23 protein-coding genes and 1 pseudogene are annotated in these 25,961 nt (G+C 53.0%); 20 read left to right on the top strand and 4 right to left on the bottom strand.

Annotated features, from left to right (window positions below):
- The first annotated feature begins 85 nt into the window (after positions 1–85).
- The 3 genes from HYD27_RS05420 (at position 86) to HYD27_RS05410 (ending at position 1,451) form a co-directional block, all read left to right on the top strand.
- Positions 86–391 (top strand): hypothetical protein, encoded by a 306-nt coding sequence (locus HYD27_RS05420; protein WP_219212325.1) that lies wholly within the window; start codon positions 86–88, stop codon positions 389–391.
- A 139-nt stretch (positions 392–530) separates the two neighbouring features.
- Positions 531–1,067 carry a hypothetical protein gene (locus tag HYD27_RS05415; RefSeq protein ID WP_219212323.1) on the top strand — a complete coding sequence of 179 codons (537 nt, stop codon included), beginning with the start codon at positions 531–533 and terminating at the stop codon, positions 1,065–1,067.
- A gap of 45 nt (positions 1,068–1,112) precedes the next feature.
- Positions 1,113–1,451: a DUF6054 family protein gene (locus tag HYD27_RS05410; protein WP_219212321.1), complete on the top strand. Its 339-nt coding sequence runs from the start codon at positions 1,113–1,115 to the stop codon at positions 1,449–1,451.
- Between the two features lie 46 nt (positions 1,452–1,497).
- Here the strand turns inward: HYD27_RS05410 and HYD27_RS05405 are convergent, their stop codons facing one another.
- Positions 1,498–1,938 (bottom strand): DUF4395 domain-containing protein, encoded by a 441-nt coding sequence (locus HYD27_RS05405; protein WP_219212318.1) that lies wholly within the window; start codon positions 1,936–1,938, stop codon positions 1,498–1,500.
- Positions 1,939–2,108: 170 nt separating this feature from the next.
- Between HYD27_RS05405 and HYD27_RS05400 the strand changes: the two genes are divergently transcribed.
- The 6 genes from HYD27_RS05400 to HYD27_RS05375 all read left to right on the top strand — a co-directional run bounded on the left by HYD27_RS05400 (position 2,109) and on the right by HYD27_RS05375 (position 9,303).
- Positions 2,109–2,678: a TetR/AcrR family transcriptional regulator gene (locus HYD27_RS05400; protein WP_219212316.1), complete on the top strand. Its 570-nt coding sequence runs from the start codon at positions 2,109–2,111 to the stop codon at positions 2,676–2,678.
- 70 nt (positions 2,679–2,748) lie between these two features.
- Entirely contained in the window at positions 2,749–4,203 is a 1,455-nt protein-coding gene (locus tag HYD27_RS05395) for a DHA2 family efflux MFS transporter permease subunit (protein ID WP_219212517.1), read from the top strand.
- 164 nt (positions 4,204–4,367) lie between these two features.
- The gene (locus HYD27_RS05390) at positions 4,368–5,186 is read left to right on the top strand and encodes a M15 family metallopeptidase (protein WP_219212314.1); all 819 of its coding nucleotides are present in this window, start codon (positions 4,368–4,370) and stop codon (positions 5,184–5,186) included.
- Between the two features lie 141 nt (positions 5,187–5,327).
- On the top strand, positions 5,328–6,095 hold the full coding sequence (locus HYD27_RS05385) for a stalk domain-containing protein (RefSeq protein WP_219212313.1): 768 nt from the start codon (positions 5,328–5,330) through the stop codon (positions 6,093–6,095).
- A gap of 1,053 nt (positions 6,096–7,148) precedes the next feature.
- Positions 7,149–7,763, top strand: coding sequence for a TetR/AcrR family transcriptional regulator (locus tag HYD27_RS05380; RefSeq protein WP_219212311.1), 615 nt, complete (start codon positions 7,149–7,151; stop codon positions 7,761–7,763).
- A gap of 43 nt (positions 7,764–7,806) precedes the next feature.
- Entirely contained in the window at positions 7,807–9,303 is a 1,497-nt protein-coding gene (locus tag HYD27_RS05375) for a DHA2 family efflux MFS transporter permease subunit (RefSeq protein WP_219212309.1), read from the top strand.
- A 165-nt stretch (positions 9,304–9,468) separates the two neighbouring features.
- Here the strand turns inward: HYD27_RS05375 and HYD27_RS05370 are convergent, their stop codons facing one another.
- A complete protein-coding gene (locus HYD27_RS05370) occupies positions 9,469–10,371 on the bottom strand; it encodes a DMT family transporter (RefSeq protein WP_219212307.1) in 903 nt (300 codons plus the stop codon).
- Between the two features lie 132 nt (positions 10,372–10,503).
- On the opposite strand from HYD27_RS05370, the gene HYD27_RS05365 reads away from it, so the two are divergent.
- The 6 genes from HYD27_RS05365 (at position 10,504) to HYD27_RS05340 (ending at position 16,562) form a co-directional block, all read left to right on the top strand.
- A complete protein-coding gene (locus HYD27_RS05365) occupies positions 10,504–11,379 on the top strand; it encodes a LysR family transcriptional regulator (protein WP_219212305.1) in 876 nt (291 codons plus the stop codon).
- 237 nt (positions 11,380–11,616) lie between these two features.
- A complete protein-coding gene (locus HYD27_RS05360; protein WP_219212303.1) occupies positions 11,617–12,669 on the top strand; it encodes a LacI family DNA-binding transcriptional regulator in 1,053 nt (350 codons plus the stop codon).
- On the top strand, positions 12,666–13,826 hold the full coding sequence (locus HYD27_RS05355) for a Gfo/Idh/MocA family protein (RefSeq protein WP_219212302.1): 1,161 nt from the start codon (positions 12,666–12,668) through the stop codon (positions 13,824–13,826). The genes HYD27_RS05360 and HYD27_RS05355 overlap by 4 nt, the downstream gene beginning before the upstream one ends.
- 40 nt (positions 13,827–13,866) lie before the next feature.
- Positions 13,867–14,595 carry a ThuA domain-containing protein gene (locus HYD27_RS05350; protein ID WP_219212300.1) on the top strand — a complete coding sequence of 243 codons (729 nt, stop codon included), beginning with the start codon at positions 13,867–13,869 and terminating at the stop codon, positions 14,593–14,595.
- Between the two features lie 18 nt (positions 14,596–14,613).
- Positions 14,614–15,717, top strand: coding sequence for a Gfo/Idh/MocA family protein (locus tag HYD27_RS05345; protein WP_219212298.1), 1,104 nt, complete (start codon positions 14,614–14,616; stop codon positions 15,715–15,717).
- 86 nt (positions 15,718–15,803) lie between these two features.
- Positions 15,804–16,562 carry a YobA family protein gene (locus tag HYD27_RS05340; RefSeq protein WP_219212297.1) on the top strand — a complete coding sequence of 253 codons (759 nt, stop codon included), beginning with the start codon at positions 15,804–15,806 and terminating at the stop codon, positions 16,560–16,562.
- A gap of 757 nt (positions 16,563–17,319) precedes the next feature.
- On the opposite strand, the gene HYD27_RS05335 is transcribed toward HYD27_RS05340, so the two are convergent.
- Positions 17,320–18,207 carry a helix-turn-helix transcriptional regulator gene (locus tag HYD27_RS05335; protein WP_219212294.1) on the bottom strand — a complete coding sequence of 296 codons (888 nt, stop codon included), beginning with the start codon at positions 18,205–18,207 and terminating at the stop codon, positions 17,320–17,322.
- Between the two features lie 125 nt (positions 18,208–18,332).
- Between HYD27_RS05335 and HYD27_RS05330 the strand changes: the two genes are divergently transcribed.
- Entirely contained in the window at positions 18,333–19,220 is an 888-nt protein-coding gene (locus HYD27_RS05330; RefSeq protein ID WP_219212291.1) for a sugar phosphate isomerase/epimerase family protein, read from the top strand.
- A 22-nt stretch (positions 19,221–19,242) separates the two neighbouring features.
- Positions 19,243–20,298 carry a Gfo/Idh/MocA family protein gene (locus HYD27_RS05325; protein WP_219212289.1) on the top strand — a complete coding sequence of 352 codons (1,056 nt, stop codon included), beginning with the start codon at positions 19,243–19,245 and terminating at the stop codon, positions 20,296–20,298.
- Positions 20,299–20,415: 117 nt separating this feature from the next.
- Here HYD27_RS05325 and HYD27_RS05320 read toward each other — a convergent pair whose 3' ends face one another.
- Positions 20,416–20,622 carry a DUF1657 domain-containing protein gene (locus HYD27_RS05320; RefSeq protein ID WP_219212287.1) on the bottom strand — a complete coding sequence of 69 codons (207 nt, stop codon included), beginning with the start codon at positions 20,620–20,622 and terminating at the stop codon, positions 20,416–20,418.
- A gap of 167 nt (positions 20,623–20,789) precedes the next feature.
- On the opposite strand from HYD27_RS05320, the gene HYD27_RS05315 reads away from it, so the two are divergent.
- The 3 genes and pseudogenes from HYD27_RS05315 (at position 20,790) to HYD27_RS05305 (ending at position 25,254) form a co-directional block, all read left to right on the top strand.
- Positions 20,790–21,650 carry a DUF421 domain-containing protein gene (locus HYD27_RS05315; RefSeq protein ID WP_219212285.1) on the top strand — a complete coding sequence of 287 codons (861 nt, stop codon included), beginning with the start codon at positions 20,790–20,792 and terminating at the stop codon, positions 21,648–21,650.
- Positions 21,651–22,782: 1,132 nt separating this feature from the next.
- Positions 22,783–24,036 (top strand): annotated as a pseudogene (locus tag HYD27_RS05310) (right-handed parallel beta-helix repeat-containing protein); the annotation flags it as partial.
- Positions 24,037–24,273: 237 nt separating this feature from the next.
- A complete protein-coding gene (locus HYD27_RS05305) occupies positions 24,274–25,254 on the top strand; it encodes an aldo/keto reductase (RefSeq protein ID WP_219212283.1) in 981 nt (326 codons plus the stop codon).
- The last annotated feature ends 707 nt before the right edge of the window (positions 25,255–25,961 follow it).

Raw genomic sequence — 25,961 nt, 5'->3', positions numbered from 1 at the left:
CTGGGCGATTGCGTTGGCCGCAGCGGGCAGGTAGAGGGAATCAGAGGCAGAAATACCTTTGATTTCGCCCGAAGCCGGCTGGACGGTGGAATCAGAGGCAGAAGTACCTTTGATTTCGCCCGAAGTTGGCTGGACGGTGAAATCAGAGGCAGAAGTACCTTTGATTTCGCCCGAAGTTGGCTGGACGGTGAAATCAGAGGCAGAAGTACCTTTGATTTCGCCTGAAGTTGGCTGGACGGTGGAATCAAAGGCAGAAGTGCCTTTGAATTCGCCCGAAGCCGGCTGGACGGTGGAATCAGCGCGAAATGATTCTTTCTCCTCCCCACTGAAATGGCAGCATTCTTATTATAGGACGCAGATAGGCGTCTTTCTTGGCCCCAGACAACCTTAAGCCCTGAAGCCAAAGCAGCTGAGCTGTCCAATAAAGAACGGATCTCCTTTTTTTCCATGGGCGAAGCTCCTGAATGATGTATCTGCCACCGCAGCATGCTATGCTATAAATATGATTACGATTAGGCAGGAGGCCAAAGATGAAACGAGATATTCAGAAGGTGCCTTACGGCTATGAGCCCCCGGCTGCAGAGCGCAAGGGAACGCTGGTATTCTATGATTCATTCGAACGCATTACCGACCGGGAGCTGGAACAGGCTGCACACACGGCGGCGGAACGTAATTTCACCAAACTGGTGCTGTATCCGCTGCATGAAGAAACGGTTAGGCGGATGAGCAAGGAGCCTGTCCAGGCCTTTTACAAACGGGAGGACCGGCTGCATGAATGGAAAAGAGCGCAGGGGCGTTCGTTCGTTACTGTGGAGAGTCTCGAAGGCAAGCGGAAGAGGTATACACCGCTGGACTCCGCCCTGCGTCATATCAGTGAAGTATACCCTTCACCGTATTTTCTGTACCTGACTCCTGAAACGGCCAACCAGTTTGCTTCGTATGCTTCTTTTGAAGAGTGGATTGTGAAGCTGCGTTTGATTCTGTCGGCGCCTCCCGCTTCTGTACACCCGCGTCTGGAGAAGTTCCGGCACCGCTGGGATGTGGCAGGAGAAGAGAAGAGGAAATAAAGCGGCGGGATGGACCTGCAGAATTTTGTTTAAGGGGGCGGTTCAATGGCGGATGTGTATAGCTTCAATGTTAGTTTGCAGCCCATGGAAGCACTATGGATGGTAAAAAAAGGGTTGTCTGCAGATTCCGAGCTGCTGCATGAAGAGTATAATGAAGCCGGGGAGGGACGTTCAATTGGAACACTGGTGTATGAGCGTTATTTCATCCGTTCGAGCAATCAGGCCGCACTGGTCGTTATCGCTGATAATCTGCAGGGGGTGACGAATGTGCGGCTCAACGCGGCAGGCAGCTCGAAGGGAATGATCTTTAAGATGGATTGGGGCGCCGGCCGAAGCTTCGCCTCCTCGGTGGAGCAGCTATTGTCTGCATACATTCTGGAGTGAGCACATGGCGGGAATCCGGCTGCATTCCGCCTTGCTGAGCAAGCCTTTATTGGGCATTTCCTTGTTTGCGTCTGTAAGTGTACATTTTCCACTGATAGTGGATGAAGCAGCCGATGCAGAAGCCGAGAATGGCGACCGTAGCAGCAACAGCGACCATAGCCGTAAAGATGTAGGCGGCAACCGTCCACCCCGCCAGGAAGCTGAGCAGTCCGGCCGCAAGACAGAAGACGGCAATGCCCTGGTTGAACTGCTGCTGCTCCGGGTCCTCAAGCACATAGGCGGAACGTTCCTTGGTCAGTAAACGGGCAGCCAGCTTGATTACCGGATTATATCCAAATATCAGTCCGGACAGTCCGGCGGCAAGCGGCAATGCAAGAATCCAGTACTGGCCAGTTATCCAGCTTAACAATACCGAAATTACAATAAACGCTTGATTGGTTTTGACCAGAGGACGTGGAATTCCCTTCGAAACAGCAACCTCACTCATTCAAATCACACCTTTCGCATTGGGATAATAAAATTATAACCCAACAATCTGTACGTAGCAATTTAAAAAAGAAATAGCTGAATTTGAAATAATTAATTATTGACACTTCAGGATGAGCCATGTTTCTATTATATAGACCGATTGTTATAAAAACAAAGGAAGTGTCGCGCTTGTTAAACAAGCCCAATGCTCGTGAAGCGATTGTGGAGACCGCTTCACGGCTGTTTTTTACCCAAGGCTACCATGCTACCGGCCTGAGTCAGATCATTAAGGACAGCGACTCACCCAAAGGTTCCCTTTACTATTACTTCCCCCATGGCAAAGAGGAGCTGGCATTAACCTGCATCAACAAGACGGGTGAGTTCGTTGTCGGGCAGCTGAGGCAATGCGTGGAGCAGGAAGGAAATATCATTCAGGCGGTCCAGGCGTTCATTCTTCAGATGGTCAAGGATGCTGAAGAGTCTGATTACAAAGGGATGGTGCCGTTCAGCTTCTGGGTAGCTGCGGAGACCTCCTGCATCAGCGAGGAGCTGAGAACAGCCTGCCAAACGGTGTTTAAGGACTGGCAGGATGTTATTCTGCAGCGTTTGCTGGAAGAAGGAATGGATGCAGAGCTTGCCGCTGATAAGGCTTCAGTGGTGGTCTCGCTGTTTGAAGGCGCACTGCTGCAGACGCTGACCTGCCGGAGCGCCCGCCCGCTGCTTGCTGCCGCCAAGATGGTTCCTGTGTTGCTCGGGTAGCAGGATAGAAATAAGAAGCAGAGAGAGAAAAATTATATTTTATCAGGAGGATTTAAGAGTGGAAGCTACCATGACTGGAAAGAATCAACCCGAAATAAGAAAGTTCAAAACCATGCCGATCCTGATCTCCTTGCTGCTTGCCGGCTTCATTGGCATGTTCAGTGAGACCGCGCTAAATGTCGCCTTAAGCGATCTGATGATAGTCCTGGATATTACGCCAACTACCGCCCAGTGGCTGACAACAGCTTATCTGCTGACGCTGGGAGTTCTCGTTCCTATTTCGGGACTGCTGCTGCAGTGGTTCACGACCAGGCAGCTGTTCGTTGCCGCATTATCCTTTTCTATTCTGGGAACCTTCCTGGCGGCGATGTCGCCGAGTTTCGAGTTCCTGCTTACGGCCCGTGTTGTGCAGGCGATGGGAACCGCATTGCTTCTGCCGCTGATGTTCAATACCATTCTGATAATTATCCCCGCTGAAAAACGGGGGGCTGCGATGGGGCTTATCGGTCTGGTCATTATGGTCGCTCCGGCGATTGGTCCGACGATTGCCGGTCTGCTGATTGCAAGCCTTAGCTGGCACTGGATCTTCTGGCTGTCACTGCCGTTCCTGGTAATTGCGCTGATCAGCGGGATTCTTTTCATGCAGAACGTTACGGAGGTTACCAAGCCGAAGATTGATATTCTGTCCATTGTGCTCTCCTCGGCAGGATTCGGCGGTGTGGTATTCGGATTCAGCAGTGCCGGTGAAGCGGAAGGCTGGGGGAGTCCGAAGGTAATTATTGCAATTGCTGTTGGAGTGTTGGCGCTTGTCCTGTTTGTCATCCGCCAAATGACGATGAAGCAGCCGATGATTAATCTTCGCGCGTTCAAGTTCCCGATGTTTGTGGTTGGCGTGCTGATGGTCTTCATCTGCATGATGGTCATTCTGTCCTCAATGCTGATTCTTCCCATGTATCTCCAGCAGGGACAAGGCTACTCGGCCTTCAAAGCCGGTCTTCTGTTGCTGCCCGGGGGAATTATCAATGGACTGATGTCTCCGATCATGGGACGCTTGTTCGATAAATACGGTCCGAAATGGCTGGTGATTCCCGGCTTGGTTATCGTTGCGGTATCGCTGTGGTTCTTCTCCAGCATCACCGTTGCTTCTACCATTGTCTTCGTTATTGTGCTGCATAGCGCACTGATGGTAGGGATATCGATGATTATGATGCCGGCGCAGACCAATGGCATCAATCAGCTGCCTCTGGAACTGTACCCGGACGGTACAGCCATTATGAATACTCTCCAGCAGGTTGCAGGAGCGATTGGTACAGCGCTGGCTGTCAGCATCATGACCGCAGGCACCAAGAGCTATTTGGAGACTGTAAGCAATCCGGCCGATCCGGCCAATATTGTGTCAGCCTTCACACAAGGAGTGCAGAATGCCTTTATCTTCGGAATGGCCATGGCCATTATCGGCCTGGTGGTCGCGTTCTTCCTGAAGCGTGTTATCATACAGCATAAAACACAGGTTTCGATGCATTAATTCATGCAATCATAGAGTTTTTTTGATTCGGGCACATCCGCCGCCGGGCGGGTGTGCTTTTTATGCATTGAAGGAGAGCCGCCGGCCTGCTGGAGGGAATCTATTGCTGAGAGGACAGGCTTCCGGCTTCGAACGTTATTTAAGCAGTAGCCAGGTGTACATGTATGGGTTATTCTGAAATTAACATGGAGGGGGAAGGGGGGAAGCATTTGTTCAGACAGCAGAAGTTTGCCGCGGGAAAAATAGCGGGTGCTGCCCTTGCGGTCAGCTTGGGCATAGCGCTTATATTACATGGAAGCACGGCCGCCGCCGCAGGGACAGGACAGAAGGAAGGAACGCCGTCCCGGCAGAGCAATGTGCAGAAGAAAAATAATTTGCCCAAAGGGTTCGTGTATCTTGATGAAGTTATTCCTGCGGCACAATATGAAATCCGTTACTACACTGAGAATAATTTCACCGGGGCGCGTGTAACCGGGTATAAGGCGCCGGTGGCCATCTTTTCACAAGCAGGGGCCAAAGCGTTGAAGGCAGTCAGTGATGATCTGGCAGGCAAAGGTTATATTTTGAGAATTTATGATGCCTACCGTCCGCAAAAAGCGGTGAACCGTTTTGTGTCCTGGTCTCAGGATGCGGCGGATATCAGGATGAAACAGCAATATTACCCCAAGCTGGACAAGCGCAACCTGTTCAAGCTGGGTTTTATCGCCAAGAAATCGGGACATTCGAGAGGCAGCACGGTTGATTTGACCCTGGCGTATGCAAAAACGGGAGCCCTGGTGGATATGGGCAGCCCTTTTGATTTTTTCGGCGACATTTCATATTACAATACTTCACTCATCAGCAAGACGCAGCACGCCAACCGTAAAATTCTTAAGGATGCTATGGAGAAACGGGGATTCAAGCCGTACAGCAAGGAGTGGTGGCATTTCACTCTGATCAAGGAGCCTTTTCCTTCGCAGTACTTCAACTTCGACGTGGAATGACGCGCTTAAGGATTGTTCGATGAAATCCACAACGGTTATGAGCCTGTTATAAAATCGGGGCCTTTGGGTAATGTTGAATGTATGGGCTGTTTTTGCAGCTTGCAAACCTAATCAAACTAATACAGGAGAGGTGGAATCGATGTGAAGCTCAAAATCGCAGCCGTAACCCTCAGTATTCTGTTATTGGCAGCCGGGTTAGGGATATTGGCACCACAGCGCGCACAAGCCGCAGAGCCTATAAAAGTTATTTTAAATGGGCAATTGCTGCAGCCTGAGGAGCCGAGGGCATATAAGAGCGGATCGACCGTTATGCTCCCGCTGCGCGAAACAGCGGAGGCTCTCAAATATAAAACCACTTATCAGGGCAGTACCGGACAGATTCAGTTAACGCGGGTGAAAGAAACCGTTAACTTTACGCTCAGCGGGAATGAGCTGCTGCTTAACGGCAAAGACAGGCTTTCATTCAACGAGCCGGTTGAAGTCAGACAGAAACGGATTTATGTTCCGTTATCTTTTTTTAATGCTATGGGGCTTATTGCTTCGTACAGCCAGAGCACCGGGCAAGCCGAGATCTATGCCCCTGAGGTTATTGCCGGTGCTGTAAGCGGGCTGCTTGCGGCAGGCAAATATCAGGAGCTGCAGGAGCGTTACTTGAGCAATTCCGCTGCACAGCAGGCATTTCTGCCCCTGGTTCAGCAAAGCTGGCAGACGGTTGCGGCCCCGGCCGGCAATTATTATGGAATGAAAACAACGGACAGCCATTGGAGTGCCGGGGAGATGACCATCCAGAGCGTGCTCATCTTCGAGAAGTCCGAAGCGACTCTGGCTTTGACATTAGACAAAACAGGCAAGATCACCGGGCTGACGCTGGCGCCCATTGCTGCCAGTGAGGCTGCGGCAGTCCGGTAAAATAAAACAAGGAATCAGGAATATGCTTTAATGGTGAAAGCATGAGGCCGCATGTCATGGGCGGTTTCTTGCTTTTTTAAAAGACATACACGTGCGGAAAAGTCTTAAAGGAATCGCGGGAAAAAGCTTGCTCCATCTAAATTCAACCTGCAATCTTATTCCAATCAGGAAACCGGGCTTTAACAGCGGCAGGAAGAACCCTCTGAACCCGCAGCGGACTTCATTCACATCGTTACCCGCTGATTTTGGTGTTGAGCCAAAAAGGTAATTTAATAAAAAGGTAATTGAATGTATAGGAATGGAACCGGAGAACCTGAACAAGCTGATGAAACGCAAGGATGTTCATAGGGAACGGAAGCGAAGTGTAAAAAGTAACACTAAAATGGGCTGGAATTCTGGCATTAACGGGCTTTAGTGGGATTTTGTACACTTCATAGAGGCCCATTGCCTCCAAATGGCTGATTTCAGCCGAATTAGTTGTACTTTTTCCCACTAGGGATGATCCGGAATCCGAATGCGGTGGATTAGTTATCCTTTTTACCACTAAAATGGCTGCCCTTTGGATGAATGGTTCAAGTTCAGCTTAATGCAGGCGTGTTCCTCTGCAGGGGAGAGAAACGGATCAATTAGGTCTCCTTTTTCCCGCTAACGCAAGCGAAAAAGGGAATGTATGGATTGAGTTTCCTTTTTTCACTTGGGCTTAGGCCGCAGGGTCTCAGCAGGAAGGTCTGGAGGGATCGGGGAGGAAGTGCTTCGGCCGGCCAGGGGAACGGTGAGCGGGGGAACCGCAGCCGGCCTTACACCTGAAATGCAAACAGCTGCGCTGCCCGGTCAAGGAAGGCGTAGCCGTTTCTGCTTGTTGCCGGGGAATTTAAACGTTGAAATCCGGGGGAGGAAGCGGATTTGCTCGCTCCCCAGGCTGTTTGTTGTGCTGCCGGAGTCCAAATTGGCTATTGACAGGCTTGCCGTTTGGGAGTAAATTTAGTTTCTGTTAAACATCGTTTAAAACGATGATTAGGATTGTATGTAAGGAAGGAGGAAGCAGCCAAAGCTATGACCAGAACCAACAATATTGCAGATCACCCAGACAAGGATACGAAGCAGACGATTCTTGAGGTGACCGTGGATCTGATCCGCGGGGAGGGGTTCAGCTGTGCCACTATGCGCAATATAGCCACCAGAGCAGGTATTAATCTGGCCCTTGTCAACTATCATTACGGCTCCAAAGAGAAGCTGCTGGCGGATGCGGTACGGGCGCTGCTCTCTACCTTTAATGACGCCTTTAAAGTGCTGGAAGACGACACTTTGCCGCCAAGGGAGAGGCTCAAGCAATTTTTTATCCGTTACATTGAAGAGCTTCAGCGTTATCCCGGGTTGGCCAGACAAATGCTTGATCAGAGACATCATGTTATGGGCTCTCTGGATGAATACACCCGTTATTGCAAAATGATGCGGATTGAAAAGATTCTGCAGGCAATCCAGGAAATTACCGGCGAGCAGGACAAAAACAAGCTGATTACGATGCAGCTTCAGATATACGGGGCAGTGGTTTTTCCCATGATTACGATTTCCAGTCTGCCTAAGGACAATGGGAATTTCTTGCCGTTTGCCAATCTTCCCCCTATTGGGGAACAGATCGACGAGTTGTTCGGGCGTTATTTTCATTAAATACAAACAACAATATAAATAGAGAAAAGAGTGGAGATAAGAAATGTCAAATACAATAGCCGGGAAAGGTGCTCCGGCAGAGCAGCCCTTCTCACTGAAAGCCATACTGCCGCCGCTCTTGGCAATTATCGTAGGAATGATTATGGTCATCCTCGACGGTACCGTAGTCAATGTGGCCGTGCCCAAGCTGGTGGAATACTTCAATACTGATCTCAAAACCGTGCAATGGGCGATTACGGGATATACGCTTGCCCTGGCTGCGGTAATCCCTCTGGCGGGGTATATGACAGACCGTTTCGGCTCAAAGCAGGTTTTCGTGTCCACAGTTGCCATGTTCGTTCTGGGCTCCATGCTGTGTTCCTTAGCACAGACCTCAGGGCAGCTGGTGCTGTTCCGCGTCATTCAAGGTCTTGGCGGCGGCATGGTAGCCCCAATCGGGATGGCGATGGTCTTCAGACTGGCTCCGCCTGAGCGCAGAGGCTCGATCATGGGTCTGCTGGGCATTCCGATGCTGCTCGCTCCGGCCCTTGGACCGGTATTGTCCGGCTGGCTGGTGGAGTACGTGAGCTGGCACTGGATTTTCCTAATCAACGTGCCAATCGGTATCGTCGGGATTATTCTTGGTCTTAAATATTTGCCGAAGACAGAAACAAAGGGCAGGGCACACCTTGATATTCTTGGCATTATCCTGGCCCCGGTAGCCTTCTCTATGCTTGCTTACGGTGTGAACCAAGGCGGTGGCGAGAGCTGGTCCTCCACCGGTGCGATTCTGGGATTGTCTGTCGGAGGTGTGGCGCTGGTGCTGTTTGTCATTGTGGAGCTGCTTCATAAGCATCCACTGCTTGAGCTGCGGGTGTTCCGTTCATCGGACTTCACCCGGGGGATTATTCTCAGCTGGGTGACGCAGGCCGCATTGTTCGGCTCCATGCTGTTCGTGCCGCTCTATCTGCAGCAGATCCGCAATTATACACCGCTGGAAACGGGCCTGATTCTTCTGCCGCAAGCCCTTGCTTCCGGGATCGGAATGCCGCTGGGCGGACGCCTGTTTGACAAGATTGGGGCGCGTCCGCTGGTCTTTGTCGGCCTGAGCATTATATCTACCGCTCTCTTCCTGTTATCTGGCGTCACAGTGGATACCAGCCTGCCGGTTATTATGTCCTGCCTGGCGATGATGGGTCTTGGCATGGGTCTTTCGATGATGCCGGTCAACACCCATGTGCTGAACTCCGCACCGCGTGAATGGGTGAACCGGGTAACTCCGCTTACTGCCGCTGCCCAGCAAGTGGTTGTATCATTTGCCGTAGCCGGTATGACCGGTTACCTGACCAGTCAAATTGCTGTTCATATGGGTAAAATGGCTTCAGGCGCTAACCCGCTCTCAGCCATGGTTCTGGGCTTCAATGATGTATTCTTCTTCGCTGCCTGCATCGCTGTGGCCGGTGTGGTCATCAGCCTGATTCTCCGCAAGCCGAAGGTGGCTGCTGCACCGGATGCACCGGATGCGCAGGCTGCTGATCCGGCGATGATGATGGGACACTGAGCATAGGCGTACAAAAAGCCGCGCAGCTGTTGCTGTGGCGGCTTTTTTGCATTTATATGCTTTGCGTTATAAACGATCCCGCTTTTTCCCTGCTGAAACGGTCCGCGGCCCTTGGAAAAAGACGGAAAAGCCGTTTCTGCTAATGATTTTATCCTAAATGAATCTTTATGGATGGGCCCGCCGTTTCTTGAACAGCCTCACTGTGCCCGGAGCGGTATGCGCTTTGCTGAGCAGCTCGGAGGCGGTGATGCCTAGCAGCACAAGCGCCGCTCCCGCATAGCCCTGCATCGACAGCTGCTCTCCTGCGAACCAGTAGCCGAACAGGGCGGCGAACACCGGCTCCATCGAGAAGATCAGACCGGTGCGGGTCGGAGTGGTGTATTTCTGGGCCACGGGTTGGAGAATAAAGCCGCAGGCGCTGCAAAAGATGCCAAGCGCCAGGATGGCAATCCATCCGGGCAGGGAGGAAGGCAGGGAAGGCGTCTCGAACAAGAACGACAGGCAAAGCGCAAATCCGCCGGCGAAGCCGAGCTGCAGAATGCCAAGGCTCAGGGGGTTGCAGGTTTTTACCGCTTTGCCTGTGACCAGAATCTGCACGGCATAGAAGACTGCGGACAGAATGCAGAGGATGTCGCCGGGCTGCATGCGCAGGGAAGAGTTCAGGGTGAGCAGCCCGATTCCGGCAATAGCCAGGACAGCCCCGAAGACTTGGGGGGGAGCGACTTTTTTTCTGAATACGAGCACGTCAAGCATGGGCACAAAAATAACGGTTAACGCGACAAGAAAACCGGCATTGGAGGTGGTTGTGGTCTTCAGACCGAAGGTAATGCAGGTGAAGACGCCGAGCAGCAGGAAGCCGAGCAACGCTCCATATTTCAGTGTTCGGGCATCTGCACTTCCCAGCCGCTTGTGAAACAAAATGGCTGCGAGAATAAAGGCCAGTCCAAAGCGCAGCGCAATCAGATTGAATTCCCCGAGCGTTCCAAGCCCCATCTTCATGAATATGTAAGAGGAACCCCAGAACATCGTTACTACGAAGAGCATCAGCTCAGCCTTGAGCGGCTTCATACCATCATCATCCTTCAATATTTCAAGTTGTTAGCCACTATAGTATAATATGCACAAATACATAAGTTAACTGAACGTTTATTATGATATACATGAGTGAAATTCATATAAATTCAGGAGGAGTGCAGCAGCTTGAGCATCAGTAAATATGAGGTGTTTCTTAAGGTAGTAGAGCTTGGCAGTCTGACCCGGGCCGCAGAGGTGCTGGGATTCACCCAATCAGGCATCAGCCATGCCATCAGCAGCCTGGAGACGGAATTTGGTTTTACTCTTCTGGTCAGGAACCGTGCCGGGGTCAAATTAACAGTCAATGGCGAGCAGGTGGTCCAGCCGATCCGTGAGATTATGAAATGGAACGAGCAGTTGAAGCAGCAGATTGCAGACATCCATGGACTGGAGACCGGCACGGTAACGATCGGCACCTTCACCAGCGTTTCTGTGCATTGGCTGCCCGGCATGATTAAGCAGTTCCGCAAGGAGTACCCCTATATTGAGTTCAAGCTGATGGAAGGGGGCTATCTGGAAATCGAGCAGTGGATCGAGGCTGGAGTAATCGATTGCGGATTTCTGTCTCTTCCCACCCGGGAGAAATTCGAGGTGTTCCCGCTGAAACGGGACCGGATGCTGGCTATCCTCTCCAAGGAGCATCCCCTGAGCCGGGCCCCATACATGCCGCTTGCACAAATCGCCTATGAGGACTTCATTATTCCGAAGGCGGGCTCGGATTATGATGTCAGACGGGTACTGGACAAGGCGGCCATCAAGCCCAATATCAAATTCTCGGCCGGGGACGATTATGCCATTATTGCCATGGTGGAAAATGGACTTGGCATCAGCATTCTGCCGGAGCTGGTCATCCAGCGCCAGAATCATAACGTAGCTACGCTAGAGCTTGAAGAACGCAGCTTCCGTTCGCTCGGCATCGCCGTCCAATCGCTGAAATATGCTTCTCCGGCGACCAAACGGTTTTTGAAGCATGTCCAGTCCTGGTTCAAAGAAGTTGAATAAGCAGCGGAAAGAAGCCCGCCGCTGATGCATATTTTTGCTGCGAAACTTCTGTATATATTGAACGGCGGCCAGCCCGTAAAAATATAAAAAATCACGGCCCGGATGATTGACATCACCTGGGCTTCGTGAGAAAATGTACGCGTGTACATTTTAGGCTCTAAAGGCAAGGCAGATAAGCTGAAAAACGAAGCGAATGCTTCTGAAGCGAGTCTAGCCAAGGCCAAGCGTCCAGAAAGGATGATTGCTATCGCAAGCCGCAAAGAGGTTGCCGAGCTTGCCGGGGTATCGGAAGCGACTGTCTCCCGTGTGCTGAATAACGTCGGTCCGCTGAAAGAGAAGACCAAGCAGAAGGTATTGGCTGCGGCCAGGGAACTGGGCTACACTCCAAGCTCGCTGGCCCGCAGCTTTGCCCGAAGGCGCAGCGGAAATTTGGGCGTCGTCATGCCCTACCTGCCCAAAGCCCGGCTGTTCTCCGCTTATTATTTCTCCGAAATTCTCAGCGGGATCGGGAGCAGGGCCAGGGAGGAGGGCTATGATCTGCTGATGATTTTCCGCGATGCCGATGAGCCGCTGGATTACTGCGGACTGTTCCGGATGCGCAAGGTGGATGCCTGCATTGTGCTGGGCGCCAAAGAGGAGGACGGAGAGCTTGCCGCTCTGCGGCAGCTGAGGCAGGAGGGGCATCCTTATTGTCTGATTAACCAGCATTTTCCTGGAGAAGCATTCCATGAGGTGGACGCCGATCATGTCGAGGGCTGCCAGCTTGCGGTGCGGCATCTGCTGGAGCAAGGCTTCACCCGAATCGCCTTCCTGAACGGCCCGCAGGCGTATTCCAACAGCCGCGACCGGCTGGAGGGGTATGTCCGGGCTCTCCGGGAGGCGGGAATCCCGCTCGACCCTTCGCTTATGTTCGAAGGGAATTTCAGCCGCAGAAGCGGAATCGCTGCCGCGAAGGCCATTGCCGCACAGCTGGAACGCATTGAGGCTGTGGCGGCAGCCAATGACCGCATGGCCATTGGCCTGCAGCAGGGACTGCGGGAGCTGGGCATCCCGGGGGAGCGGATGCCGGCCATCGTCGGCTATGATGATTCGGATGCTGCGGAGCTTACCACTCCAGCGCTCAGCAGCGTGCGGGTTCCCTTTTACCAGCTGGGAGAGCTTGCTGCGGCCAAGGTGCTGGAGCTGCCGGAAAGCGGGAGCGAAAATGCCGAGCGCGGGCTGATCCGTGTGAAGCTTCCCGCCAAGCTTGTTGTTCGTGCATCTTCATTAAAAGTAGGAGGGATTCAATGAAACAGCTTCGCATCGGAATGATAGGATACAAATTCATGGGCAAAGCGCACAGCAATGCCTACCGCAGCCTGCCCATGTTCTTTCCGCAGGCGCTGAAGCCGGAAATGTCCGTGCTGTGCGGACGCAGCGCCGCTGCCCTGCAGGAAGCCGCAGCCCGGCTGGGCTGGTCGGAGACCGCAACCGATTGGAGGGAGCTGGTGGGCCGTGACGACATTGATCTGATTGATATCAACGCTCCCAGCGATGCCCATAAGGAGATTGCCCTGGCAGCGGCGAAGGCTGGCAAGCATATCTTTTGCGAGAAGCCGCTTGCCCTGACGCTTGCGGATTCCCGGGAGATGCTGCAGGCCGCAGAGGAAGCCGGAGTTATGCATATGGTTGGCTTCAACTACCGGTTCTCCCCGGCGGTGCGGCTGGCCAAAAGGCTGGTGGAGAGCGGCCGGCTGGGACAAATCTACCATTTCCGTGCCTGGTTTCTGCAGGACTGGATTCTTGATCCCGAGTTTCCGCTGGTGTGGAGGCTGCAGAAGGAGATTGCCGGGTCCGGTTCGCATGGCGACCTCGGGGCGCATCTGATTGATCTGGCGCGTTATCTGGTCGGGGAGCTGAAAGAAGTCATCGGCATGAGCGAGACCTTCATCAAGGAGCGGCCTCTGGCTGCGGAGATGACAGGACTAAGCGCCAAGGCAAGTGCGGATGCTCCAAGGGGACCGGTAACGGTAGATGATGCCACGCTGTTTCTTGCGCGTTTTGCAAACGGTGCCATCGGCAGCTTTGAGGCCACGCGTTTTGCCGCCGGTCACCGTTCCACCAACTCTTTTGAAATTAACGGCAGTCTCGGCAGTGTGAAATTTGATTTCGAACGGATGAATGAGCTGGAGGTATATCTGGCCTCTGACGAAGAGGATGTGCAGGGCTTTCGGCGTGTGCTCGCCACAGATCCCGCCCATGATTATGCCGAAGCCTGGTGGCCGCCGGGCCATACGATCGGCTTTGAGCATACCTTCATTCATGAAATCCTGGAGCTGTCGTCCGCCGCAGCGGAGGGGCGCCAGCCCGTGCCGAATTTCCGCGACGGTGTGAAATGCCAGGCGGTGCTGGAGGCGGTGGAACGCTCGGTGCAGGAGCGCCGCTGGGTGGACCTGTCGGAAATGTAATAATTCTTATGCAAATTATTCGGGAGAAGGAGTGACCAGCATGAAAAAAGCATTGATCGTATGGGGCGGCTGGGATGGACATGAGCCGGAACAGGTAGCCGGACTGTTTGCAGGGATGTTGCGCGGAGAGCAGTTCGAGGTTGAGGTTGCCGACACGCTGGAGGCCTTCGCTGACGGGGAGAAGCTGCTGGGCCTGGATCTGATTGTTCCGGTCTGGACCATGGGAGAAATTACGCAGGAGCTGGTTAACAACGTGTCGGCAGCGGTGCAGAACGGAACGGGACTTGCGGGCTGCCATGGCGGAATGTGCGATTCTTTCCGCACCAATGTGGATTGGCAGTTCATGACGGGCGGACAATGGGTTGCCCATCCCGGCAATGACGGGGTCCGTTACACGGTAGAGATCAGTCAAAGCTCCAGTCCGCTGACCGCAGGCATTGAGGATTTTGCCGTCACCACCGAGCAGTATTATCTGCACATTGACCCGGCCGTAGAGATTCTCGCCACAACACGGTTCCCGGTTGCAGACGGGCCGCATGCCGCCAACAAAGCAGTGGACATGCCGGTGGTCTGGACCAAACGCTGGGGACGCGGACGGGTTTATTACAATTCGCTGGGCCACCACGCCGACATCGTGGAGCTGGCGCCGGTGAAGGAGCTGATGCGGCGCGGGCTGCTCTGGGCGGCGGAAGGCAGACAGGAGGCTGCGGCGAAGCCGGTGCCTGTAGCGGGAGCGGGATACAGCGGCATGGCGGACAGTCAATTATAAGGCGGGAGCGATCACGACATGGATAAAGTAAAGGTTGGCATAATCGGCTGCGGCAAAATCAGCGGCATCTATATGGAGAATTGTCAAAAGTTCACGATTCTGGACCTTGCCGCCTGCGCGGATATGGACCCGGCGCGGGCGGCGGAGCAGGCAGCCAAATACGGAATTCCTCTTGTCTATACAGTGGATCAGCTGCTGGAAGACCCGGAGATTGAAATTGTAATCAATTTAACGGTACCTGCGGCACATGCCGCAATCAGCCTGCGGGCGCTGGAGGCCGGCAAGCATGTCTATGTCGAGAAGCCGCTTGCGGTAACAAGAGAGGAAGGGCGGAAGGTGCTGGAGGCGGCCACAGCCAAGGGGCTGCTGGTCGGCAGCGCCCCGGAAACCTTTCTGGGCGCGGGAATCCAGACGGCGCTCAAGCTGATTGAGGATGGCGTGATCGGCCGGCCGGTTGCCGCCACATCGTTCATGCTGGGCAGGGGGCATGAGCATTGGCATCCCGATCCTGAATTCTATTATGCAGCAGGGGGAGGTCCCATGTTCGATATGGGACCGTATTATTTGACGGCGCTTGTCCAGCTTCTGGGGCCAATCCGCTCCGTAGCCGGAATGACCGGCAAAGCGCTGGAGGCAAGGACGATTACGAGCGAGAAGAAGGCCGGTCAAAAAATTCCTGTCGATATCCCGACGCATGTCGCCGGAACGCTGCAATTCAGCAGCGGCGCGATCGCAACGCTGATCACCAGCTTCGACGTTTTCGGGGGCAGCGATTTGCCGCCGATTGAGATCTACGGGACGAAGGGGACCCTTCAGGTGCCCGATCCGAACAATTTCGGCGGTACCGTCAGGTTCCGCACTACCGGGGAGAGCGAATGGCACGAGCAGCCGCTCCTGCCGGGCTACGACCAGAATACCCGGGGCATCGGTCCGGCGGATATGGCCTATGCCCTCCGCAGCGGCCGTCCGCACCGGGCCAGCGGAGAATTGGCTTATCATGTGCTGGAGGCGATGTGGGCTTTTCATGACTCGTCCGATTCGCAGCGCTTCTATGAAATGGAGAGCAGCTGCGGACGCCCTGCCCCGCTTCCTCTGGGGCTTGCGCCATATACACTGGATTAAGGCCGGTTGGATTTAACGGCAAGGGCAATATTGCTGCAACCTTATCCTTCCAGCTGACGTCTGATAGGCAGGGGAGGCGAATGCATTTGCAGAGATTCAAATTAAAATGGATGCAGGTATGCCTTGGGATCGTCGCAGTGCTGCTCGGCGGCTGCAGTGGAAGCGGGGACAGCGGAGAACAGGGGCTGTCCCGGAATTTAGCGGACGCCACACCGCAGGCGGTACGGTCCCTGTTGGCAGAGAAGAAAATAGCAAATGGGGATATTTATCTGGAGCAGTCCAGGGTCCATGTCAACATTGTGGGTCTGAACGGCGAGGCAGAGACGGAATTTGCGCAGAAGTTCAGTGCGGACAGCTATGTTCTGCATGATGTGGCGTACACAACAGCGGAGCTGGAGGCGGCGTACAAGCTGCTTGAAGAGCAAAAGCTGTACACCAAGCTGAACTTGTATGGGGCCAGGCTGGATGTCAAGAATAACAAAATAGGCGTTAGCCTGCCCGATGATCAAGCAGAAGAGGTGAAAGAGGAACTGGAAAAGCATATCCGGCCGGACATGCTGGCGTATGAGCTGGTTGAGCTGGGCGAGCCGCATGTTGTTGGAGAGATTGTCTCACTCAGCGAACCGGGCACGTCCCGGCGGATACTGATTCTGGAGCCTGGCGAGGCAGCTCCGACCTACTGGTTTTCGTTCAATGCGGCATCGGAGCTGCTGAACGGAGCAGGGGAACGAATTGCCGCTGCCGATCTGCTGCCCGGCCAGCAAGTAAAGGTGTGGCACACCGGTACTATAAACGAGTCATTTCCGGCACAGGCCACCGTCCGCAGGCTGGAGCTGGATATGTAGCATAAGGGGCAGGCAGCGAAATTGCCGTATGTCAAATAGCAGGCACCGCCCACGATTCGTGGACGGTGCTGTTTTTTTAATAATTGTGCGTATATATGACCTCAAACATTATCGTTTTACATCAAGCAGAACGGACAGTCTCGGATAACACTTTAGCCTTTCTGGCACGGAAAATGGTCCGGGAGCCGAGCCAGGTGGAAATAGTATAACTAATCTGCTGAGATCCCAGCCGCAGCGGCGTCTAGTGGGATTTTGTACACTTATTTCAAGGAACTGTGCGACATTTGGTTCGATGAGGCTGCATTAGGTTTACTTTTTTCCACTAAAGATGGTTTAGGAGCGAGAAGGCTCTGAATAGGTGTACTTTTTCCACTTGGGTCCAAATGAGTTAACGTAGTGGGTTCCACAAGCAGCTGAGACAGCTGCCAGGTCAAAATAACCCCACAAAGTGGGGCCTTGGCTTCGATGATGACTCAGGTACTTTGCGGGGACCCCAAAACATATAAATTCTTATCTTTCAAGCAGAAACGGCTGCGCCGTCCTTATAAGGGACGGGGGGTCAGCAAGAAATCGAAGGATCATTTAGTGTGCCCAGCATATAAATTCTGCCCTGTAATCACGCGGCCGCAGCGATATTTCCTTCCTCAGTGATGCCGCGCAGCGGGCAAGGGAGTCTTATATTTTGAAAAAATCCATGCCCGGTTGGGACATGGAGTTGACTCGCTCTCCCCCTTTCTTTTCCCCTTGCAAGTCTCTGTTATTTTCTCGCGCCAGAGGGCGTAAGACCTTTGTACTGCTTATACAGCTTCGTGAAATAGTTGGGGTTGTCACAGCCGACTTTGCCGGCGATTTCCGTTATCGTGAAGTCTGTCTCCAGCAGCAGCCGCTCGGCCTCGTTGACCCGGCAGAGATTCACATAATCGATAAAGGTACGACCAGTGAGCTTTTTGAAGGTTTTGCAGAAATGGAACGGATTCAAATTAACAAATCTGGCAGCGCTCTCAATTGTGATTTTATCGTCAAAATGCAGTTCCAGATATTCGAGCAGCGGCTTGAAGCGTTCACGGTTGACCGAGTGGCGTTCGCTGTGGTGCCTGTCGGACATCTGATGCGGCGGAAAGGTCCGCGAGAGCAGGGTAAAGAACAGGTGCAGCTGATTTTTGACGACCAGTTGAAAGGCGGGGCCCTTCTCCCGCACCTCCTGAATGATATTTGCAAGCAAAGGATAGTAGGTGCTGCACACCGGATTCTGCTCTACAGGCTTAACCGGAAAATGATAGCGGTTATTCAAATAAGGCGCTACAAATTGTTCGTGCTGGGAATCCTGATTCCGGTCCTTGAACAGGGAAGCGTGGAACACAATCGAGACGTAGGCGATGTCCCCCCTGCACAGGCTGTAGCCGACATGGAGCCCGCCGGAAGGCACGATGATCACCTCACCCGGTCCGGCTTCATAGGGCTTGCTGTCCACATGAAAGATCGCTCTGCCTTCCTGCATCATTATGATCTCGAAATGTTCATGCCAGTGTAAAAAAAGAATGTTCTGCTCCGCCTTGGCGTCCCGGCATTGATTAAAAAACAAGCGGAACGGGTAGGTTTTCTCTTCAAGCTGCGGATATTCCTTCAGCTCCTTCGGATAGGTCACGGCCACTTCAACTCCCACAATATTCAGCTATAATCGCACAAGATAAGAAGAGATTTCGCTGGAACTAAAGCTTTATACTTGGATTGCTGAACTTACTATAAACCAATATTGGAGTGGTGCACAAGATGCAGGAATCAATAAGAATCGGAACGCTGGTCGGTGGCGGCGACGCTGTGCGTATTATCCCGCAAATCGTTAAGCATGGCTTCGAATCCTTCAGCCTGACCTTCTGGCAGACTACCGCAGGCACGAACCTGGCAGATACCGCTGCACGGGTGCGCGAGCTGGCTGCTGAACATAATTTTATCATTTCCTCTGTGGGCATCTTTGGCAACCCGCTGACCGGCACAGGCGACAATGAAGATGCGCTGGCAAGCTGGGAACGGCTGATCGACCATGCCCATTTATTCGGAACGGATATGGTGTCCGGCTTCACCGGAAGACTGACAGGCCTGCCGATTGACGAGTCGGTTCCGAAGTTCGCGGAAGTGTTCGGGGAGCTATCGAAGAGAGCGGCCGGCAAAGGAGTCAGAATTGCGTTCGAGAATTGTTCCATGGATGGAAACTGGCAGTCGGGAGACTGGAATATCGCGCACAACCCCACAGCCTGGGAGATGATGTTCAATGCCGTTCCGGCGGACAATATCGGGCTTGAATGGGAGCCCTGCCATCAGATGGCGGCACTGATTGACCCTATTCCCCAGCTGCGTAAATGGACGGATAAAATATTTCACGTGCATGGCAAGGATGCAACAATCGCCTGGGATATCGTCAAGGAATATGGCATTCATGGTCCGAAGCCCTATGTCTGGCACCGGACACCTGGCTTCGGTGATACTAACTGGACGGATGTGATTACCATTCTGCGCCAGGCCGGCTATAGAGGCACCATCGATATTGAAGGCTGGCATGATCCGGTTTACCGGGAGGAGCTGGAAATGACAGGTCAGGTACATGCGCTTCATTATTTGAAGCACTGCCGCGGCGGCAGCTTCGTGCCGAATCCGGTCTGAATACAGAAAGGGGGAAGCCCATGTGACAGCAGAATATCGGGTAGCCGTTGCCGGCTGCGGCAGTATGGCCAATGAGTGGATCAGCTATACTGCGAAGCGTCCGGATGCAGTTATTGTCGCGCTTGTGGATATCCGTCCGGAAGCCGCGGCTGAGATGGCGGATAAGCACGGCCTGTCCTGTCCGGTATTCACGGACATCGGACAGGCGATCGAGGAAACGGGAGCGAATCTTGTATTTGATGTGACGATACCGGCCAGCCATTACACGGTTGCGAGTACAGCGCTTGAACGGCAATGCGATGTGTTCACCGAGAAGCCGCTGGCCGAGAGCATGCACCAATGCAATGCGGTTGTCGCTTTGGCGGAACGCACCGGCCGGAGTCATGCAGTGATGCAGAACCGCCGGTATGATCCGCGCATACGCTCTCTTCGCCGATTGATTGCCGCCGGGGAGATTGGACGGGTCGGCTATATCGGGGCGAGCTTTTTCCTGGCGCCGCATTTTGGCGGATTCCGTGAGGTGATGGAGAGTCCGCTGCTGCTGGATATGGCGATCCATACTTTTGATCAAGCCCGGTTCATCAGCGGTGCCGATCCTGTTACGGTGTACTGCCAGGAATTTAATCCAACCGGCTCCTGGTATGCGGGGAACGCCTCCGCAGTCTGCATATTTGAAATGTCGGACGGCTCCGTCTTCTGCTATCAAGGCTCCTGGTGCGCCGAAGGGGCGCAAACCTCGTGGGAAGCCTCATGGCGGATTCAGGGGGAGAAGGGGGCTGCGGTCTGGGATGGTGAAGGAATGCCATATGCTGAGAAGGCAGCCGCCGGTGATCCGGCCGGTACATTCATCCGTGACTATGAGCGGGTTGAAGGGATAGCGGAGGATATGAAGGAGACGTTCCATCATGGCTGTCTGGAGGAGATGTTTCTGGCTCTGGCCGAACGCCGCCCGGCGGAAACGGATTGCCGCGACAACCGTTACAGTATGGCGATGGTATTCGGCGCGCTCGAGAGTGCCCGGACGGGAAGGAAAATAGATCTTGCCGAATTTATGCGCAGCACTGAAGAGAGCCTGTAATGCCAATCCTCTGTCAGCAGCGAGCCTTCCGGCAGTCCATATAATTATAGAAAAGGCTGCCCGGGCAGTTCAATGTGAACTGCGGGCAGCCTTCTTGCCGGTTGCTCTTTGGTGATTTTAAAAGCCTTTATATTGCGGTTCCTCATTCTCCAGCTCAGTCACGCGGGATTCCACCTGATCTACAATCTGCTGGGTTTGCTTGGCTGCATTGGTGAACAGAGTCTTGGCTTCCTTGTTCTGCGTCTCCATCGCAAACTGCTCCAGGCTGGCCTGGGCGCTCTTCAAAGAAGAGACACAGGTTTTTACTTGTGAGGCTACGGTCATTTCATATTTCCTCCTTCGATTGGCGGTGAGTCCTCGCGTTCTAGTATCGGTTGAGGTCCGGCATCGTATACCCGTTAATTCAACCGGGAAATTTCATGGTTAATTCCACAGCTTTTGACAGACAATAAAGTTCGACGGACATGAATAAAGGTGGGGGGTTAACAACCATGCCGGAATGGCTTGAGGTAATTTGGCGCACTGTTTTTGCTGTGGTCGTGCTCTTCTTTTTGACAAAGCTGCTCGGCAAAAGGCAGGTTTCGCAGCTCTCGTTTTTTGAATATATCACAGGAATCACCGTGGGCAGTCTTGCCGCGTATATCTCCTTGGACACTGACAAGACATGGCATTTGGGATTGATTGCGCTCGTGGTCTGGGTTGCCTTCTCTTTAGGAATCGAATTCCTGCAATTGAAGAGTAAAAAAGCCAGGGATTTCATTGATTTCAAATCGACTGTGCTGATCAAGGACGGAAAAATTCTTGAGGACAATATGAAAAAAGAACGGCTGTCGACAGACGAACTGCTGGAGGAGCTGCGGAAAAAGGATATATTCAAGGTGGCTGATGTGGAATTCGCCATCATGGAGTCGGATGGGGCGATTAATGTTATGCTTACCCGTGAGAACCAGCCGCTGACACCCAAACATTTGGGCGTTAAGGTGGCACCGGAGCAGGTTACCCAAGCGGTCATTATGGACGGCGAGATTATGGATGAACCGCTGGATGCCTTGGGATTAACACGAAGCTGGCTGCAGGGGAAGCTGGAAAAGCTTAATCTGACGGCAGACAATGTGTTCCTGGGCCAGGTGGACTCCTACGGTGAGCTAACTGTAGATTTGTATGCCGACAGTGTTGAAGTGCCTCAGCCGCAGGAGAAGCCCCAGCTCTACGCATTGCTGAAAAAGTGCGAAGCGGATCTGGAGATGTTCAGCCTTTCTACCGACAACAAGAAGGCGAAGAAGCTGTACGGCCAGTGCTCGGAACAGCTTCAGAGCCTCCTGCAGCAGTTGAAGCCTTTTATCCAAAACTAAGCGTGGAGGCATAGGCTGGAGAACAATGAGGCCCGCAAAAACTATTTGTTTTTGCGGGCCTTTTTTGAAATATAGAATTTATATGTTTCACACTATTAATTATTCTTCTATTTTTGGAGAAACGGGTGCCGCCTCTTTCAGAGGACGGCGAAGCTGTTTCTTCTCACCCTGTCCAGCCTGCAAACCCGGAAATGGAATACTGAAAGTTCCATGAAAGATTAGTCAATTCACATTTCTGTAATAATCTCTCAAAAAAACATCTGTACAATGACAGAAATTTCCTTATAGTGGAAGTTAGGTGATTGCTGCAAAAAAAAGATTCTGGCGGCAATCTGCATATTACAGGTGAGGGAGGAATGCGATGAAAGTAGAATGCTGAGTCCATAAAAGGCAACAGAAGGACAGGAGAATGCAGCAGCAACTGTTTCAAAAAATACAAACCACTCTGGAGGTTAATGTTAACGTGAAAATAAAAAAGAAATTTGCTTTCACCGCATGTATTGCGCTTTCTGCTGTGCTCGCTTTTGGCGGCTTGCAATGGGGTATACCGTCAGTGCAGGCGGCAAGCCTCTTCAGTGATGATTTTGAGTCCGGCAGCGCCGGCAATTGGACCAGCACAACAGGCACATGGTCTGTGGTGCAGGATGGCAGCTCTTATGTATATTACCAATCCAGCAGCTCCGAAGGACGCACCTCGGCAGGCAGCAGCTCCTGGAGCGATTATAGCGTCCAGGCTGATGTCAAGGTCGATAACTTCAACGGGAACAACCGTACATATGTGTGCGGGCGCTATAAGGACGGCAATAATTATTATGCAGCATCGATCTCCAATTCGAATGGAGGCACACTGGAAATCCGCAAGAAAGCCGGCGGTGAAAGCACTACCCTCGCGACCAAAACCGGCTATGCCATCACCACAGGAACTGTATATACCGTCAAGCTTGAGCTGAGCGGAGATTCGATCAGCATGTATGTGAATGATGTGCTGCAATTAAATGCACACGATAACATTTTAACGTCCGGCGGTATCGGATTGGTCGCATACAAAACGGCTGCCAAGTTCGATAATGTTGTTGTAAGCGGTGCCACTGCTACTCCAACCTCCACGCCTGCCGCGACGGCGACAACAGCGCCTACAAGCAGTCCGACCGCAGCACCGACCGCGACGGCTGCCCCTACCTCCACACCGTCCGCCACACCGACAGCAACTCCGGTTTCAGGTGCCATTTATGTAGCCCCGAACGGTGCTGCGGCCAATGACGGAACCATCGGAAGCCCTACCACCCTGGGATCAGCGCTGACCAAGGTTGCTGCCGGGGGGACCATCTACCTGCGGGGCGGTACCTACTCCTTCTCATCGCCGGTAACCATTGAGCGCAACAACAGCGGTACTTCCAGCTCGCGCAAGAACATTGTTGCCTATGGCAGTGAAAAGCCGGTTCTTGATTTCTCCGCAGAAGCCTTTGCTTCCACTGAGCGGGGGCTGCAAATTTTTGGCCATTACTGGTATGTCAAGGGTCTCGAAGTGAAGGGAGCCGGAGACAACGGGATCTTCATCGGCGGCAACTACAACATTATCGAAAATGTGGAGACGCACCATAACCGGGATTCCGGCCTGCAAATCAGCCGCTATGCCTCCAGCGCTACGAGCATTAGCGACTGGCCGAGCTACAACCAAATCATCGGCGTGTATTCCCATGACAATTTTGACCCGGACAACGGGGAGGATGCGGATGGCTTTGCCGCCAAGCTGACGATTGGCCCCGGCAATGTATTCGATAAATGCATCTCGGCCTGGAATACGGATGACGGATGGGATCTGTATACGAAGACGGATACCGGCCCAATTGGCATCGTAACCATTAAGAACAGCATTGCCTACAAAAACGGCCAAACCTCGGACGGCAATACGACCACTGACAGCGACGGCAACGGCTTCAAGCTGGGCGGAGAACAAATTTCCGTAAATCATATTGTGCAGAACAGCATCGCCTTCCAGAACAAAAAGCATGGCTTCACCTACAACAGCAATCCGGGTTCCATTCAGCTTACCAACAACACCTCATGGAGCAATGGCGGAAGCAACTTTGCTTTTGATACGGGCACACATGTATTTACAAATAATCTGAGCTTCGCCGGATCATCAAGCGACAAGACCAGCGGAACGGATGTTGCCAGCACCAATGTGTGGTGGAAGAACAACGCCAGCACCAATGCCAAGGGGCTCGTCGCCAGCAGCGCTGATTTCGTGAGTCTGACTCCTGCGGTTGTGCGGAACGCGGATGGCTCTTTCAGCCTCGGCAATTTCCTGAAGCTGGCCGCCGGCAGCGATCTGATTGGTTCCGGTACGCCAAGCGGCACCAATATTGGCGCCACCATTCAATAAAATATAAAACTGGCACCGGATAAGGCCCTGTTTTTCAATTGCTGCTGACGGCGTTATACTATAGTAGACATTCCTGCCGCTAATTCGCGGCACTGAAGACGATGAAATTTTCGGGGCGGGCCTTGGGGTTGGCTGTGCCAAATTCGAGGCTCCTTAACAGCGCCCTCCGCTGCGACATCGTTATTTCAGGGGTGGATTGGTAAACAAATCTTAGGCTATAGGGAGGCTGCTGCCAGTATGGAATATGTAAAGCTTGGGCTTACCGGACTGGATGTCTCAAGGATCTGTCTGGGCTGTATGAGTTACGGGATTCCGGAACGGGGAAATCACTCCTGGACGCTGAATGAGGAAGAAAGCCGTCCGTTTATCCAGAAAGCACTGGATCTTGGCATTAACTTCTTTGATACCGCCAACGTATATTCTGATGGAACGAGTGAGGAAATCGTCGGCAGGGCGCTGAAGGATTTCGCCGCACGCGATGAAGTCGTGCTTGCGACCAAGGTTCATGGAACGATGCGTCCGGGTCCTAACGGAGGCGGACTGTCACGCAAGGCGATTATGAGTGAAATTGACCATAGCCTGAAGCGGCTGGGGACGGATTACGTGGATTTGTACCAAATCCACCGCTGGGACCCGGCAACGCCGGTTGAAGAAACCATGGAGGCGCTGCATGATGTGGTCAAAGCCGGCAAGGCCCGCTATATCGGCGCTTCCTCCATGTATTCCTGGCAATTTCTGAAGGCGCTGCATGTTGCCGAACGCAATGGCTGGACCCGGTTCGTGTCCATGCAGAACTATGTGAACTTGCTGTACCGCGAAGAGGAGCGGGAGATGCTGCCGCTCTGTGAAGCGGAAGGAATTGGCGTGATCCCTTGGAGTCCGCTGGCCCGGGGCCGCCTGACCAGGGACTGGGAAGAGACCAGCACCCGGTCGGCAACCGATGAATTTGGCAAGCAGCTATACGCCAAGACTGAGGAGGCAGACCGTACTGTTGCGTTCAGAGTCAAGGAAATCGCCGAAGAGCGCGGGATTCCGCGTGCAAGGGTGGCACTGGCCTGGGTGCTGCAGAAGAAACCGGTGACGGCACCGGTTGTCGGAGCCACCAGGATGGTTCATCTGGAGGATGCGGCTGCGGCGGTTGCCATCAGGCTGAGCCCGGAAGAGATTCAGCGGCTGGAGGAGCCGTATCTCCCGCATCCGGTGGTTGGCTTTAGCTGAGCAAGAAATAATAATGTTACCGTAGAGGAACCGGGCTGCCCGGTTCCTTATTTGTTATTTTAGGATATTATAAATTTCTTAGGGGGCTAACCTAGATCATGCTGGCAGGCAGCTTCCGCCTGAAATCCCAAACGTGGAATCCGTAAGAATTAGTACACTTAAACGGACGGAAAAGTCTTAAAGGAATCGCGGGAAAAAGCTGGCTCCAATCTAAATTCAACCTGTAATCTTATTCCCAATCAGGAAACCGGGCTTTAACAGTGACCGGAAGAACCCTCTGAACCCGCAGCGGACTTCATCCACAACCGGCGAACCTGAACACGCTGATGGAATGCAAGGAGGTTCATAGGGAACGGAAGCGAAGTGGAAAAAGTAACACTAATGGGCTGGAATTCTGGATTGAACGGGCTTTAGTGGGATTTTGTACACTTAATGGAGGCCATCTCCCCCCATACGGCTGATTTCAGCCGGATTAGTTGTACTTTTTCCCACTAAGGATGATCCAGTATCCGAATGCGCTACCTTAGTTATCCTTTTTCCCACTAAAATGGCTGCCCTTTGGATGAATGGTTCAAGTTCCTCTTAATGTAGGCGTATTCCCCTGAAAGGGAGAGAAACGGATCGTTTAGGGTTCCTTTTTTCCATTAACGCTTGCGAAAAAGCGGCGGAGGGGAGTATGAAGCGACCTTTTTCCGCTTGGTTTTCTG

This window comes from Paenibacillus sp. S150 (assembly GCF_019352175.1).
Lineage (GTDB): Bacteria > Bacillota > Bacilli > Paenibacillales > Paenibacillaceae > Paenibacillus_AQ.
Note: the sequence above shows the minus strand (reverse complement) of the source record. Positions and strands in the feature narration are given on the sequence as shown.

Bases quoted from the DNA above. Each gene is read 5' to 3' on its own strand.
- HYD27_RS05415 (WP_219212323.1), top strand. From the start codon at position 531: ATGAAACGAGATATTCAGAAGGTGCCTTACGGCTATGAGCCCCCGGCT.
- HYD27_RS05410 (WP_219212321.1), top strand. From the start codon at position 1,113: ATGGCGGATGTGTATAGCTTCAATGTTAGTTTGCAGCCCATGGAAGCA.
- HYD27_RS05405 (WP_219212318.1), bottom strand. From the start codon at position 1,938: ATGAGTGAGGTTGCTGTTTCGAAGGGAATTCCACGTCCTCTGGTCAAA.
- HYD27_RS05395 (WP_219212517.1), top strand. From the start codon at position 2,749: ATGACTGGAAAGAATCAACCCGAAATAAGAAAGTTCAAAACCATGCCG.
- HYD27_RS05390 (WP_219212314.1), top strand. From the start codon at position 4,368: ATGGGTTATTCTGAAATTAACATGGAGGGGGAAGGGGGGAAGCATTTG.
- HYD27_RS05380 (WP_219212311.1), top strand. From the start codon at position 7,149: ATGACCAGAACCAACAATATTGCAGATCACCCAGACAAGGATACGAAG.
- HYD27_RS05375 (WP_219212309.1), top strand. From the start codon at position 7,807: ATGTCAAATACAATAGCCGGGAAAGGTGCTCCGGCAGAGCAGCCCTTC.
- HYD27_RS05370 (WP_219212307.1), bottom strand. From the start codon at position 10,371: ATGAAGCCGCTCAAGGCTGAGCTGATGCTCTTCGTAGTAACGATGTTC.
- HYD27_RS05360 (WP_219212303.1), top strand. From the start codon at position 11,617: ATGATTGCTATCGCAAGCCGCAAAGAGGTTGCCGAGCTTGCCGGGGTA.
- HYD27_RS05355 (WP_219212302.1), top strand. From the start codon at position 12,666: ATGAAACAGCTTCGCATCGGAATGATAGGATACAAATTCATGGGCAAA.
- HYD27_RS05350 (WP_219212300.1), top strand. From the start codon at position 13,867: ATGAAAAAAGCATTGATCGTATGGGGCGGCTGGGATGGACATGAGCCG.
- HYD27_RS05345 (WP_219212298.1), top strand. From the start codon at position 14,614: ATGGATAAAGTAAAGGTTGGCATAATCGGCTGCGGCAAAATCAGCGGC.
- HYD27_RS05330 (WP_219212291.1), top strand. From the start codon at position 18,333: ATGCAGGAATCAATAAGAATCGGAACGCTGGTCGGTGGCGGCGACGCT.
- HYD27_RS05320 (WP_219212287.1), bottom strand. From the start codon at position 20,622: ATGACCGTAGCCTCACAAGTAAAAACCTGTGTCTCTTCTTTGAAGAGC.
- HYD27_RS05315 (WP_219212285.1), top strand. From the start codon at position 20,790: ATGCCGGAATGGCTTGAGGTAATTTGGCGCACTGTTTTTGCTGTGGTC.
- HYD27_RS05305 (WP_219212283.1), top strand. From the start codon at position 24,274: ATGGAATATGTAAAGCTTGGGCTTACCGGACTGGATGTCTCAAGGATC.